Genomic DNA, 12,739 nt, shown 5'->3' on the forward strand with positions numbered 1-12,739 from the left:
TACATAATGGAGATAAGCAACGGAATCTTTTGAAGCAGAGAGGAGTGAGAAACAATGGAGCGTTATTCAATGGGCGACCAACAAGAACCAAAACACTCGTATGTGGGGATGTGGGTCACGAAGGATGGATATATCAAACACGAACTTCTTCCTTGCGGTAGATATGATGAAGCGAGAGGGGATCGGCAAAGTGCATATCAGGGTCGCTATGTTGTTCATGGGAAACATATAGAATACGTGGATGATACGGGATTTACAGCGGATGGAGACTTCAGGGGCGGCGTTTTGTATCATGCAGGCATGGTTTTGTATCGAGAAAATGTACAATAACAACCAAATAAGGAGCGATTTAATATGTCCAATGTAAAAGGGAAAGTTGCTGTCATTACCGGTGCGAGTAGTGGAATTGGTGAGTCAACAGCTCGATTGCTTGCACAGCATGGAGCGCATGTAGTTATTGGAGCTAGACGTATGGAACGTTTGGAGGCATTGGCCTCCGCCATTCGTTTGGAAGGCGGATCGGTGGAGTATCATTCGCTGGATGTTACCAGATTGGAAGAGATGCATACGATCGTTGACCTCGCTCAAACTCGCTATGGACGTGTCGATGTTATTTTAAATAACGCTGGAGTCATGCCGCTATCTCCCCTTGAATCGTTAAAAGTAGATGAGTGGAATCGCATGATCGATGTTAACATTCGTGGTGTTCTGCATGGCATTGCGGCTGGACTACCCGTCATGAAAAAGCAGGGTTTCGGCCAGTTTATTAACATCGCCTCTATTGGAGCCTATGCCGTGTCACCAACGGCAGCGGTGTATTGTGCAACCAAATACGCGGTCCGCGCCATCTCGGAGGGGTTGCGACAGGAAGTAGGCGGAGATATCCGTGTAACCCTTGTATCACCGGGCGTGACGGAATCGGAACTCGCGGATACGATTTCTGATGAAGAAGCACGTGATCTCATGAAAGAGTATCGGCGCATATCCATTCCCGCCTCGGCGATTGCGCAAAGTATCTTGTATGCCATTAGCCAGCCGGCAGAGGTGGACGTAAATGAGATTGTAGTGAGACCGACAGCAAGCATGGCTTAAGGTTGGATCCTCTTTTGGTATATAATAGGTTCAATTGATACGAAAAGAGGAATAGTGCAGTGACATTACAACAACTAAAATATGTGATCGAAGTTGCCACGCGCGGTTCCATGAATGAAGCAGCCAAGAGGTTGTTTATCTCGCAACCCAGCCTTTCGAATGCCATTCGGGATCTGGAGCAGGAGTTGCGAATTACTATTTTTGAACGTACCAATAAGGGGATATCTCTGTCTAAAGAAGGCGTTGAGTTTCTGAGTTATGCACGTCAGGTGGTAGAACAAGCTGAACTGCTGGAGAATCGTTATCTGAACGCCAAGCCATCCCCTCAGCACTTCTCCGTATCGACGCAGCATTATGCGTTTGCAGTAAATGCCTTTGTTCGTCTGGTACAGCAGTATGGTCAGGATGAATACGAGTTGGCGCTTCGGGAGACAAAGACCTACGAGATTATTCAGGACGTGAAAAGCCTGCGGAGTGAAATTGGCATCCTGTATTTGAATGAGTTCAATGCCAAGGTCATTAACAAATTGTTAAAAGATGCGGGATTGGTTTTCACGAGTTTGTTCATAGCCAAGCCCCATATCTTTATCAGTGTGAAGAACCCGCTGGCGAAGCAGGAGTCGGTTGCAATCGAGCAACTGCAGGATTATCCGTACTTGTCATTTGACCAGGGGGAGTACAATTCCTTTCATTTTTCCGAAGAAATCCTAAGTACGTTATCTCACCCCAAAAGCATACAGGTTAATGACCGCGCAACATTGTTTAACCTGTTGATTGGTCTGAATGGTTATACGATCTCTACGGGTGTACTTAGCGCTGATCTGAACGGAAACGAGATAATTCCTGTACCGCTGGAATGTGAGGAATCGATTAATGTAGGGTGGATAAGCCACAAAAGTACTTCTCTCTCTAATCTGGGCGTAGCATATGTCCAGGCTCTGCATGAGGCCATAGGGTCTTAGTGGTGTTGTATGGTTCATCAAAAGGCCGTTTCCGAATGATCGGAACGGTCTTTTTGTTGTACTACGATCTTTCAAGTATAGGGTGGTATGTTGTCATCCCGTGTAATAGAATGAAGGTATATGTCGAATAGGTGTGAAAGCACGAAGGGAGAACGGTTAGTGAGAGTTCTGTATCGAAATAAAAGTGAACAGCATGAGCTGACGGTATATGATACCAAAAAGCTTTATGGAGAGAAGGGCCGGTTTCGTGTATTAGAATTCTCCAACGCAGCTGTGCAGGGAGCCATGGATTTGGATGAGCCTAACCGGATGGTGTTGGAGTATCCGAGAGCGATGGTGCATCTAATGGAACGGAATGATCCTGAGTTTGATACCGTATTTGTGGTGGGACATGGTATTGGCACATTGCCAACCTACTTGTCTGATCGTCAGGTAAAGGTAGCTGAGCTTGACGCAGAGGTCGTGGAGTTGAGCCAAACCTTTTTTGGATATGAGGGAAGTCCTGTGCTCATTGGGGATGGTCGTGAATTATTAGGCAAGGAACCCGCTGCGACATATGATTATATTATTATTGATGCCTTTACGGCAACGGGTACACCCGAGCAGTTTATATCCAGTGATTTTTTTGCCATGGTCAAGGACAAGCTGGACTCGGACGGAGCTGTGATCCTTAATGTGTTTGGGCGTGCGGGCAACGATCGGCTTGTCAATGCGATCTATACGACACTTCAGGCACAGTTTGCCTATACACGTGCATTCGCATTACCTACAGAAACAGCGGATGAAGTTCAAAATCGCATTTTAATGGGTAGTCATCACCCGATCGAATTTCAGGTTCGTCAGATGGCAGGGTTTGTTGTACAAGAGCCAGAAGAAGGATATATCATTGTCGATTAGGGCGATCCTGAACAGTGATTCTTCCAGGGAAAGTAAAATGTCATTAAATCGTCAATCTTACGATGTAATTGTTAAGATTTCTCAAATTCTTTATTTGATCTTAACAACTTTCGTATAAGATAGAAGGAATATGCCTTTTCATGAAAATCCGGGGGAAGTAAACGATGATTGCACAGATCAAGAGATATAGATTACGAAAAAAAATAAAAAACATCAAGAAGATCAGCCTCACGGCTTTACTCGGTGGGTTGGTCACTATTTCAGTTATAATGACATTGACCCTCATGGTCATCTCATCTTATACATCTCAGAAACAGTCACTCATTGATAACACCCTTTCGCTAAACTATGCAAGCGCTGTGCAAATGAGCCAAACGCTGGATTCGCTTTTTTATTCCATGCAGGAGAGCTTGAAATATGCAGCCAATTATTTCCCGGATATGGATCAGTCCAATACAAAAGAGTTGAATTCCACATTGGATTTGGTTCGCAATAGCAGTAATTTTTTTAATTCCGTTTCTTTGGTAGATAAAGCGGGAGTAATCAAGTCTACCTCACCCTACTCACAGGCTAGTGTAGGTCACCATGTTAGTTCCCATGCAGCAAAAGAAGCGGTTAAATTGAGGACTTCGTATATCTCCGAAGCGTACCAGACACCCAGAACGAAACGCAGAATTGTATTTGTCAGTGAACCGATCTTTGATTCGGCAGGGGAGTACCAAGGAACAATCGGTGGAAATATCTTTCTGCAGGAAAATAATATATTGAGTCTGTCTTTTGGCAGTCAGCTCAAGACAAGTAATGGTTCCTACTTTTTTATTGTGGATAAGAAGGGCACTTTGTTATTTCACCCAAACACCAACCGAATTGGTGAAAATGTCAGTAAAAATGAAGTGGTGCAAAAGCTGCTAGTAAACAAGCACGGTAAAGAACAATACAAAAATCTGGCAGGTGTGGATTCGCTTGCAGGTTATTACAAAGTTCCATCAACAGACTGGGGTGTCGTAATCGTGTCTCCAACCCAAACGGTGTACGATCAGTTGAATCATCATATCCGTATGTTGTTGCTGTACACCTCAGTTCCTTTCCTGATCCTGACCCTTATTGTGGTTCGGGTTGCACGCAAGCTGGCCAGTCCTTTTGCTATGCTGGCTGATTTGGTGAATCAGGTCGATAAGGGACAAGTGGATCTACCGGTGATGAAACCTCACTGGAATAGAGAGGCAGACCTTCTAACAAGAGCAGTTGTTGGCGCATTGGCGAACTTTAGGAAACAGACAAACCAGCTTGTCTATGATGCCAGAACAGATGTTTTAACAGGTATGAACAATCGCAGAACCTTCGAAGAAGTTATTCAGGAATGGATTCAGGATGAGGCGCCATTCTCCATTATTGTTCTGGATATCGACCGCTTCAAGTCCATTAATGATACATTCGGTCATCATGCTGGGGATGAGGTCTTGAAACACATTGCCAATATCATTCAATTGTCTGTTCGACCAGAAGATGTCTGCGCCCGGTTTGGTGGAGAGGAATTTGTAGTCTTGTTAAGAAATTCCGAGTCTAACGTAGCTTTTGAGATTGCTGAACGTATCCGAATAACGGTCGAAGAAAGCGTATTGCCTATAGATCGTTCCGTCACCATCTCGGCTGGAATTGCTGAATATCCGAAACACTCCACAACATCCACAGAACTGTTTCACTTGGCGGATAATGCACTGTATCAAGCGAAGGAAGAGGGGCGTAACCGTACGGTTACGATCCAAACGGTTATTAAATAAGCAAGCAAAGAAGCTGTTCCCTAAAAACTAGGAACAGCTTCTTTTGTTTTCTATACCTCTTGTGAGGTTCTGGCCAGAACCTCATTTGTATACGTTTCTCCCCAATCTCGCATGCTGAAGATGATCGGCCGTAACGTTTCACCAAATGGTGTGAGGGAATACTCCACTTTAGGTGGGATCTGGGGGTATATTTCACGATGAACAATTCCGCTGCCTTCCAACTCTCGAAGTTGCAGGGTGAGCATACGCTGGGTGATGTCAGGAAACAATTTTCGGATCTCGTTAAATCTCAAAGGACCGGAGAATAAATGATACAAAATGGCACCTTTCCATTTGCCTCCGATCACGCTGAGGGTAACTTCTACGGAACAGCCGTATGGCGCGGGACATAGCTTGGTTGCGTCCTTTTTCATTATAGTACACCTCCACTTTAGGGTGATTTTCTATGGTATCCATTTGGGTGGTTACATTACATAAAGTACGTATAGTTCATGAAAGAGCATATCACTTATGATGAAGATTATAAACCCTAATTATAGTCGAAGGCAGATGTGTTGATGTCTATAATAAAAAAAAGAGCCCCGGTTTCAGGCTCTTCTCTGGATGTATAAAATATGATGATGAGCGTATTTACGCTACTTTAGTGATGATAGAATGGAGTCACATAGAGCCATCGTTGCAATATTATCCTTGGCGCTGGAATATGGGACGGTCTGATTCTGGCAACACTTGATGAAGTGCACCATTTCACCAACAAACCCGCGTAGATAAAGGTCGCGATAAGCTCCTGACATGGGAGATCCGGAAGGTGTATATACAGTATCTTGCTCCTCGAGAGATTTCCAGGGAAGGTTGGTCGAGCTTCGGGATTGATGAACAGTAAGTGTGTTGATCTCTTCAGCTGACGCAAATCCGTTGTCAAAGGTGACGAGTACACTTTCACTCTCCCGTGACCAAGCACTCATGCCGGTAAAATAAGCACTGCCTACTACGTTATTCTCAAATACAAGGGAAATGCTTTGATTAATGTGTTCCCCATCTTTCACGGTTGTGCCTGTAACTCGTATTGCTTCTCCAAATAAGTAACGCATCAGATCGACCATATGAATGGCAGCGAGCTTCATGAATTGTTCCTCATCTTTGCAAAATGGGGTACTGTCTACAGCGAATTTCATCTGGAATGAACGTACTTTACCTAGCGAACCACTATCAATGAGCTCCTTGAGCTTCATATATACCGGAGCATAACGTTTCATAAAACCGACCATGACAATGACGCCAGCCTGCTCGGCAGCTTCTGCTACAGCGGCGGCTTCCGCTGCATTCCATCCGAGCGGCTTATCCACGTATACATTCTTACCAGCCCGAATGCATTCAAGGACAAGAGCGGTCTGATCTACAGGCTGTGCGACCACAACGACACCGTCACAAGTTTCCTGCTGTAACATAAGCCCAGCGTTATCATACGCTTTTCCGTTGCTGCCAAATCGCAGCAGAGCTGCTTCAGAGCGTTCCATACTGCGTGTGGCAATGGCCTGGATCTGCGCTCCGGCTTCAACAACAGAAGGGTAAATATTTGTGGATGCATGAAACCCGGCACCGATAAAGCACAGATGGGTTGTTTTCAAGGTGGATCTCTCCTTCATTTTTGCATTCGTATGGATGGTATATTTGTTTAATGTTACGATAGGGTGTTTGAAGTTGAGAAAAAAGGACATATGTCCTATTCTTGAATGAATAAAAAAGAAGTTGCATTTTTATTTTGGAGCATGTATACTCTGAATTACGGTAAAACAAGGAATTGCTTCACCGGAACGCTTTTCATCGATGGATGAGGAGATACATATTATGCGGTCGTGGCGGAATTGGCAGACGCGCACGGTTCAGGTCCGTGTGGGCTAACCCCCCGTGGAGGTTCGAGTCCTCTCGACCGCATCTAACAAAAAAGGTTCGTGAGTTGCTCTAGGGCAATCCACGAACCTTTTTTTATTTTGTGGATCATTCGTGTGAAGCCTACATTTTGCTACCGGCTTGCTAATGCTAATGTTGCCGCTGGCGCAGAATGACTGCCATGATGATTCCGGCAATGGCTCCTGCAATACCAAATAGCGTAACACTGGCAACCACTTCAACCGACTGGAGACGAAACAAAAAAGCGATACCACTGCCAAAAGTGGTTCCAGCGAGAAATCCGAGCGAAATTCCTAATTCTTTGGTTAATTTCATTGCTTCACCTACTTGGAAATGTGAGATATGGATTTGCAAATATTGGGTACAGGCAGTAAAGTGTGATCAGGAAAATCATCACATTTTATTTCCTTTTTTATCTTGTGGTTTTAACCCGTTAATTATGCATGATATCTCATATGGGAGGGTAAGAGCGAATGAATATGAACGAACGAATTGCAGCATGGAATGAGGAAGCACAACAGTGTGCTTGCGGTCATCAACACCGGGTGGTGGATATGCTGATTCATCTGGAAGCTGGGGCCATTCAGAGGTTACCGGGTTATTTGTCTGAGCAAGGATATCGTCAGGTGACGGTTGTTTATGATCGACATACGTTTCTGGCCGCTGGATCTGATGTGCTGAGCAGAATTCGGGAAGCGGGAATGGATGTGGATGAGATCGCTCTACCGGAGAATCGTACGGGTGATATCATTGCGGATGAAGCAGCTATTGTACAGGTCATGTTGGGTGTGAAACTGGAAAGTCAGGCTGTAATTGCGGTGGGTTCAGGTACCATTCATGATCTGGTGAGATTTGTTTGTTCCAAAATGAACAAGCCCTTTCTGTCGATACCGACAGCGGCTTCAGTGGATGGGTTTACCTCTGCGGGTGCACCCTTAATTGTAAGCGGCGTCAAACAAACATTTCAGGCTGTTCCGCCGGAGGCTATCTTTGCCGACCTGGATATTCTGGAGCAAGCCCCCCAAGTGATGACAGCTGCCGGATTCGGAGATATGCTTGGTAAATATACTTCACTTGCAGACTGGATTGTTTCTCGTGAACTGGGCGGAGAACCGTTCTGTCCAGTTGCTTATCGGATGACAGAAGAAGCGCTGAATACCTGCATAGATCATGTACAAGCTATTGCGGAGGGGCGAGCAGAGGGAGTAGCTGTATTAATGGATGCATTAATTGTTTCCGGTATCTCCATGCTGATCATTGACCATTCCCGTCCGGCATCCGGAGGTGAGCATCATCTGTCTCACATCTTGGAGATGGATCTGATGCAAGCGGGAGAAAGACCGGTTTTGCATGGTGCCAAAGTTGGCGTAGCTTGTGCATTACTTACGGTAAAATATAAAGAACTTGCACAGGCATCGGGTGAACCGGTGTTTGGGATATATGACCAATTGCCGGAGGCTTCTCAGCTCATCGTATGGTTGGAACAAGTAGGTGGACCTGTGACTACTGAGCAACTCGGTGTAACCCCGGAGATGGTGGAACATGCGTTCAACACAGCGCATACGCTTCGTCCTCGATATACGGGGTTGAGATATATCAATGAAGTGTTGAACACGAAGTTAGGATGACCTTTTAGTGAGAATGGTCATGATGAAATGCATAAACTTAGCTTGTAGCGGGCTCTGATGGCTCTCCTTGGGAGCGAAAGGCGAAAAAGGGTAGGTTACCTGACACTTCTGATGGAATAGCCAGAACAGTGCTTCAAGTTCGAGAGAGAAGGTATGCATTTCATTTTAAAAAGGCTCTGGCCTCCTAAGAGGAGGTCAGAGCCTTTTGGCTGTTCGCTTATTTAGTTGTTGCGACGATCTTTCAAGATGACATCTGCGAACAAAATAGTTTTCGGGATACGGAAAAATTGCTCCGCTTGTTCCTGAAACGCAGCAGAAGGCAGTGTTCCCTGATGCAGCCATTTGCGGAAAGTGCCGGGATGAACCCCGATCCAGTGGCTGACATCTGTCACCGACAAATCATGGACCATACACAAGCCTGTCAAAATACGGTTACTAACCGGAGAACGGGTCACCGTACGCTTCATGAAGCGAGATGACTCGGGTTGACATATAACAGGGCTATTACGCACAACTTCTTCATTGAAGAGAATATGACGGGGGTAGCCGAGTAATTGGCAAGTCTTGTCCAAATTGGTACTGCCGGGTATCCGTCCTTCATATACCCACGCACTGACACTGCGTGAAGAGATGGAGAGGTCTTCAGCAAGCTGGGACAATTTGATATCATTGGCCATCAGCACGGCAAGAAGAACCCGATTGCGGATTTGACAGCGTGTCGGTTTTCGGAATCGTTTAACACGGACGCCTTTTCCCAAGTATTTACGGTTGATCAGAGACCACGCCTGGATGGAATGTTGTTCTGGTTGATTAGGCATATTTCCTCCGATTTTTTTTAACCAAATACTACAATAAACAACGGGGTACTTTCAAGTGCCGGGTTTACCGGTTACAAATGCGTCAATGCGTCAATTCATGATAAAGAGGGAACTACGAACTAGACCATGCGCAATTCACATCCTAGTATATTCCTAGATTACAATGTTTCACTAAAAATGAGGGGAGATATTGAACAGGAATAAAAATAATATAGTTCTAATTACTTATTATTAGGTCTAAAGAACTTTTATCTGTTTTTTGTTGATATGATGCGGTTTATTTCCCTGAATTCCCCAAAAGCATGTGATTTTCGTTCTCCTGTTGCGAAGAGGATGTGCACAAATCTGAAATGATAAATCCGCATGTTCAGCATGACATGTGACCTGTCAAATCTCTTACTTTTACATATATTGTATGATACTCAAGTGTAAGGGAGAGGTGAGGGACGTGAATCTATCTGTGAATACCTTTGCTGCCATCTCGGGAGCATTTGTTACGTTTGCTTTTGGCGGATGGGATCAGTTACTGAGCCTGCTCGCGGTCGCGATGGCTGTGGATTATATAACAGGTTTGGCAGCGGCGGTAAGAACAGGTACCGGGTTGAATAGCAACATTGGATTCTGGGGGATTGCTCGCAAAGGGCTCATGCTGACCGTTGTTTTGCTTGCTCATCGAATTGATCTGATCATGGGAACCGATTTTATCAAAGGCGGAGCTATTTATTTCTATCTGGTGAATGAACTCATTTCAATTACCGAGAATTATGCCAAAATCGGTCTTCCATTGCCTGCAAAGCTCAGACAGGCCATTGCAGTGTTGAAGAAACAGGAAGATCAGGAGTATCTGATGAATCGTGAATGGGCCAAACCGCAGCAAACTCCAGACAACATCAAGCAGCAGGCTGAAACAGGACAAACTTTGGAGGATGACTCAGCAAAACAGACGGAGGATGGATCGCAAAAGAAATCCGAATCGAAAGGAAACGGTTCGGATTAGTTTTTCTTATCAAGAGAACGTTTCCAAGTATCCTTTCGTAATAGAGAACGTTATGATATATTTTGGATACATGAAAATTCATTCATTTCTACTATTATATTAAACGAGGTGCTTGCCCAGATGATAAAACATATTGTCCTGTTCAAAATGAAAGATCGCTCAGCAGAAAGTATTGAAGCTGCAGCCCAGGTGCTTCGCAATCTGGAAGGTAAAATTGATGTTCTGGTTTCACTTGAAATTGGGATTGATGTGCTTCGCTCGGAGAGATCGTTCGACATTTCACTCACGGCGGAGTTTGCGTCACTGGAAGATCTTCAGGCGTATCAGGTACACCCGCTTCATCAGGAAGTTATCAAGTACATGAACGAAGTCAGAGAACAGTCAATTGCAGTGGACTACGAAATCTGATCTGTCATTCAAACTACGTTGAGATAAAGGGGACTCTGCATGAGCGATTTAAGAGACGTTATGGAATTTCTATATATTTTTGTTGTGTTTCTAATCGCTTGTCCTGTGATGGTATTCTGGCTTAAGCGAAGAGGGAAACGGAACCGATAACTCACTGAACGGGAAGTGAACGAATGTATTATGTGAACAGAGAACAGATTGCCCGCCGGCTTGCTGCTGTACCGGAAGTAGCTGAAGGACTTCGTGGGGCAGCAGAGGCTTGGGATGGCGGTCTCATGCTGGGGATGGTACAGGAACGTTGTCTTCACCTGGCGATCGAAATTGTTACCGATGTGGGAAGTTATCTGATAGACGGCTTCATCATGAGAGATGCGAGCAGTTATGATGATATTATTCAGATTAATTATGAAGAAAAGGTTTTTGATCATTCGACCTATGAGATATTGCGTCAGCTTGTCACGTTACGCAAACCACTGGTGCAGGATTATTACAGTTGGGAGCGGTCTGAGCTTCATCCGCTTAGCGTAGAGTTGCCGAGTATACTTGAACATTTTACTACTCAGGTTAGCGCCTACGTGGAAACAGAACTTGGTCCTTTCAATACGGCACAGGCCGAGGGACAGCGTAAGGAATGAGGGAAATCGCATGACAAATGAATCAAAAGAATTTAATGAAGTAAATACTGAAAGTAACGAAACGAATGAAACACCTTCCGGATTCCATCCGGTGTATATGGTTGAACTCTTGTTCCGGGAACGTCCAGAGGTGGATCGCCTGCGTTTGCAGGAATCGATGATTCGTCATACAGGACAAGTCCGACTGGATGTGAAACAAGGGAGTGGAGAGCAAGAGCATGAGATGCTTGTCTTCTATCATCTGGACCATAAGGTATCCTTCCAGGAAGGAAATATCCCTGCGCAGACCTGTATGCTCCCTGTGAATAAAATTGCAGATCGTGCACGCTTTGGCGGGGCTCTGCAGCAAGCATGGCATTGGCCGGAAGTGGGACAAGTTGTAGAAGCTTCACGTTACTCCATCCGGATACATGATATGTTCACGGCTGCTATGCCTCGTAAACAGCGCTTGGAGCTGTTTCAGAAGACTGTACTGGCAATCATGGAGAGTGTCACCTGTGACGCGCTGTATTGGTATGGCAGTGATAAGCTGGTTGAACCGGAAGCATATACGCAAGCTCAGGAACGTGAGGAACATCTGTATGCAGCCATGAACGTTCGAATGTATCAAGCCGGAGGTACAGAGGAACAACGCGGGTTGGTCATGGATACCGTGGGATTATCTGCGCTGGGTGTACCTGATGTCCAGTGTCACTTCGTCGGTCTTGATCCAGATACGGTGGCTCAGACCTTACTGGGTGCAGCGTATTACATATTTGATCAGGGGGATGTTCTGCAAGATGGACAGACGCTGGGTTCTTCAGGTGGACGTCGCTGGCGTTGTGAACATCAGGCGGCATTGATTGCACCGGGACGATATGTGATTGATTTGGACCCGGGGGATGAGCATGCCGCGGCTGATCTCGAGCCGGCTCGTCAGAATTGAGTTTAAGCCAAGTCATCTGCATCCATTCAAAAAGAGCGTTCAGATTATTTTTAACATCTGGAGTGTCAAGTCAAGCCTGTGCTGCTTATAATGCATCAACAGAGTAGGCATTCGCCCGGATGGCTGAGCGACAGACCGTTGCTTCTAGTCCGGTACTTAAACAATAGTAAAGGGAGAGATGTGACGTGAAGGATTCTAACAAAAGTTTGTTGTGGGGAGCTCTAATTGGCTCCGTGGTTGGCTCAGTAACGGCATTATTGCTGGCGCCGAAATCGGGACGTGAACTTCGTCAGGATATTACAGAAGGTGCTCGTCAGGTATCGGAGAAAGGTCAGGAACTGGCTGGTATCGTGGGAGAACAAAGTTCGCAGATCGTATCCAAAGTTAAAGAGACCGCAGATGTCGTGATTCAGGATATTCAATCCTGGCGCAATTGCGCTGAAGGGAAAGAAATTCGCATATCGGCAGCCATTGTTGATAACGATATCGATAAAGCAGTGGATGAACCCGGAATTGACATCGTAGCGAAGCTTCCTGCGGATGAGTCCAAGGACGACAACTAAGCAAAGCTTGATAAGCAGGCTTTCCTCTATTTAGAGGAGAGCCTGCTTTGTTGCGTGTCCACACATAGATGACGTAGCGCGTGGATTTAATTTGAACCCTGCGATGAAATCGGGTAAGATGT

The 12,739-nt window shown here is 45.4% G+C and carries 14 protein-coding genes, 1 tRNA gene and 1 pseudogene; 12 read left to right on the top strand and 4 right to left on the bottom strand.

Going from position 1 to position 12,739, the window contains the following annotated elements; genetic code table 11:
• Nucleotides 1-54: 54 nt before the first annotated feature.
• The 5 genes from NZ043_RS19200 to NZ043_RS19220 all read left to right on the top strand — a co-directional run bounded on the left by NZ043_RS19200 (nt 55) and on the right by NZ043_RS19220 (nt 4,732).
• The gene (locus NZ043_RS19200) at nt 55-330 is read left to right on the top strand and encodes an Atu4866 domain-containing protein (protein WP_339309073.1); all 276 of its coding nucleotides are present in this window, start codon (nt 55-57) and stop codon (nt 328-330) included.
• Between the two features lie 24 nt (nt 331-354).
• Nucleotides 355-1,092, top strand: a complete 738-nt coding sequence (locus NZ043_RS19205; protein ID WP_339309074.1) for an SDR family oxidoreductase — start codon at nt 355-357, stop codon at nt 1,090-1,092.
• 59 nt (nt 1,093-1,151) lie between these two features.
• Nucleotides 1,152-2,054, top strand: a complete 903-nt coding sequence (locus tag NZ043_RS19210) for a LysR family transcriptional regulator (protein WP_091032319.1) — start codon at nt 1,152-1,154, stop codon at nt 2,052-2,054.
• A 159-nt stretch (nt 2,055-2,213) separates the two neighbouring features.
• Nucleotides 2,214-2,951 carry a fused MFS/spermidine synthase gene (locus NZ043_RS19215; RefSeq protein ID WP_339309075.1) on the top strand — a complete coding sequence of 246 codons (738 nt, stop codon included), beginning with the start codon at nt 2,214-2,216 and terminating at the stop codon, nt 2,949-2,951.
• Nucleotides 2,952-3,115: 164 nt separating this feature from the next.
• Nucleotides 3,116-4,732, top strand: a complete 1,617-nt coding sequence (locus NZ043_RS19220) for a sensor domain-containing diguanylate cyclase (RefSeq protein WP_133384216.1) — start codon at nt 3,116-3,118, stop codon at nt 4,730-4,732.
• 50 nt (nt 4,733-4,782) lie between these two features.
• Here NZ043_RS19220 and NZ043_RS19225 read toward each other — a convergent pair whose 3' ends face one another.
• Nucleotides 4,783-5,145: a helix-turn-helix domain-containing protein gene (locus NZ043_RS19225; protein WP_339309076.1), complete on the bottom strand. Its 363-nt coding sequence runs from the start codon at nt 5,143-5,145 to the stop codon at nt 4,783-4,785.
• Nucleotides 5,146-5,367: 222 nt separating this feature from the next.
• Nucleotides 5,368-6,360 (bottom strand): Gfo/Idh/MocA family oxidoreductase, encoded by a 993-nt coding sequence (locus NZ043_RS19230; protein ID WP_339309077.1) that lies wholly within the window; start codon nt 6,358-6,360, stop codon nt 5,368-5,370.
• Nucleotides 6,361-6,582: 222 nt separating this feature from the next.
• On the opposite strand from NZ043_RS19230, the gene NZ043_RS19235 reads away from it, so the two are divergent.
• Nucleotides 6,583-6,667, top strand: a tRNA-Leu gene (locus NZ043_RS19235).
• A gap of 105 nt (nt 6,668-6,772) precedes the next feature.
• Here the strand turns inward: NZ043_RS19235 and NZ043_RS19240 are convergent.
• The gene (locus tag NZ043_RS19240) at nt 6,773-6,958 is read right to left on the bottom strand and encodes a hypothetical protein (protein ID WP_076209053.1); all 186 of its coding nucleotides are present in this window, start codon (nt 6,956-6,958) and stop codon (nt 6,773-6,775) included.
• A gap of 158 nt (nt 6,959-7,116) precedes the next feature.
• Here NZ043_RS19240 and NZ043_RS19245 point away from each other — a divergent pair, with 158 nt between their 5' ends.
• On the top strand, nt 7,117-8,271 hold the full coding sequence (locus NZ043_RS19245; protein ID WP_133384218.1) for a sn-glycerol-1-phosphate dehydrogenase: 1,155 nt from the start codon (nt 7,117-7,119) through the stop codon (nt 8,269-8,271).
• Between the two features lie 221 nt (nt 8,272-8,492).
• On the opposite strand, the gene NZ043_RS19250 is transcribed toward NZ043_RS19245, so the two are convergent.
• Nucleotides 8,493-9,089 carry a helix-turn-helix transcriptional regulator gene (locus tag NZ043_RS19250; RefSeq protein ID WP_017689431.1) on the bottom strand — a complete coding sequence of 199 codons (597 nt, stop codon included), beginning with the start codon at nt 9,087-9,089 and terminating at the stop codon, nt 8,493-8,495.
• Between the two features lie 448 nt (nt 9,090-9,537).
• On the opposite strand from NZ043_RS19250, the pseudogene NZ043_RS19255 reads away from it, so the two are divergent.
• The 5 genes and pseudogenes from NZ043_RS19255 to NZ043_RS19275 all read left to right on the top strand — a co-directional run.
• A pseudogene (locus tag NZ043_RS19255) lies at nt 9,538-9,921 on the top strand (phage holin family protein); the annotation flags it as partial.
• Nucleotides 9,922-10,206: 285 nt separating this feature from the next.
• Nucleotides 10,207-10,494 carry a Dabb family protein gene (locus tag NZ043_RS19260; protein WP_017689429.1) on the top strand — a complete coding sequence of 96 codons (288 nt, stop codon included), beginning with the start codon at nt 10,207-10,209 and terminating at the stop codon, nt 10,492-10,494.
• 173 nt (nt 10,495-10,667) lie between these two features.
• Nucleotides 10,668-11,129 carry a HepT-like ribonuclease domain-containing protein gene (locus tag NZ043_RS19265; RefSeq protein WP_091032295.1) on the top strand — a complete coding sequence of 154 codons (462 nt, stop codon included), beginning with the start codon at nt 10,668-10,670 and terminating at the stop codon, nt 11,127-11,129.
• 10 nt (nt 11,130-11,139) lie between these two features.
• Nucleotides 11,140-12,054, top strand: a complete 915-nt coding sequence (locus tag NZ043_RS19270) for a DUF4261 domain-containing protein (RefSeq protein ID WP_091032291.1) — start codon at nt 11,140-11,142, stop codon at nt 12,052-12,054.
• Nucleotides 12,055-12,239: 185 nt separating this feature from the next.
• A complete protein-coding gene (locus tag NZ043_RS19275; protein ID WP_091032288.1) occupies nt 12,240-12,617 on the top strand; it encodes a YtxH domain-containing protein in 378 nt (125 codons plus the stop codon).
• Nucleotides 12,618-12,739 lie beyond the last annotated feature (122 nt).

It is taken from the genome of Paenibacillus sp. FSL k6-2145, from assembly GCF_037976585.1.
Lineage (GTDB): Bacteria > Bacillota > Bacilli > Paenibacillales > Paenibacillaceae > Paenibacillus.

What these genes read in the sequence shown, in the direction of transcription:
- NZ043_RS19200 (WP_339309073.1), top strand. Translation starts at nt 55, where the DNA reads ATGGAGCGTTATTCAATGGGCGACCAACAAGAACCAAAACACTCGTAT.
- NZ043_RS19205 (WP_339309074.1), top strand. Translation starts at nt 355, where the DNA reads ATGTCCAATGTAAAAGGGAAAGTTGCTGTCATTACCGGTGCGAGTAGT.
- NZ043_RS19220 (WP_133384216.1), top strand. Translation starts at nt 3,116, where the DNA reads ATGATTGCACAGATCAAGAGATATAGATTACGAAAAAAAATAAAAAAC.
- NZ043_RS19225 (WP_339309076.1), bottom strand. Translation starts at nt 5,145, where the DNA reads ATGAAAAAGGACGCAACCAAGCTATGTCCCGCGCCATACGGCTGTTCC.
- NZ043_RS19240 (WP_076209053.1), bottom strand. Translation starts at nt 6,958, where the DNA reads ATGAAATTAACCAAAGAATTAGGAATTTCGCTCGGATTTCTCGCTGGA.
- NZ043_RS19245 (WP_133384218.1), top strand. Translation starts at nt 7,117, where the DNA reads ATGAATATGAACGAACGAATTGCAGCATGGAATGAGGAAGCACAACAG.
- NZ043_RS19250 (WP_017689431.1), bottom strand. Translation starts at nt 9,089, where the DNA reads ATGCCTAATCAACCAGAACAACATTCCATCCAGGCGTGGTCTCTGATC.
- NZ043_RS19260 (WP_017689429.1), top strand. Translation starts at nt 10,207, where the DNA reads ATGATAAAACATATTGTCCTGTTCAAAATGAAAGATCGCTCAGCAGAA.
- NZ043_RS19265 (WP_091032295.1), top strand. Translation starts at nt 10,668, where the DNA reads ATGTATTATGTGAACAGAGAACAGATTGCCCGCCGGCTTGCTGCTGTA.
- NZ043_RS19270 (WP_091032291.1), top strand. Translation starts at nt 11,140, where the DNA reads ATGACAAATGAATCAAAAGAATTTAATGAAGTAAATACTGAAAGTAAC.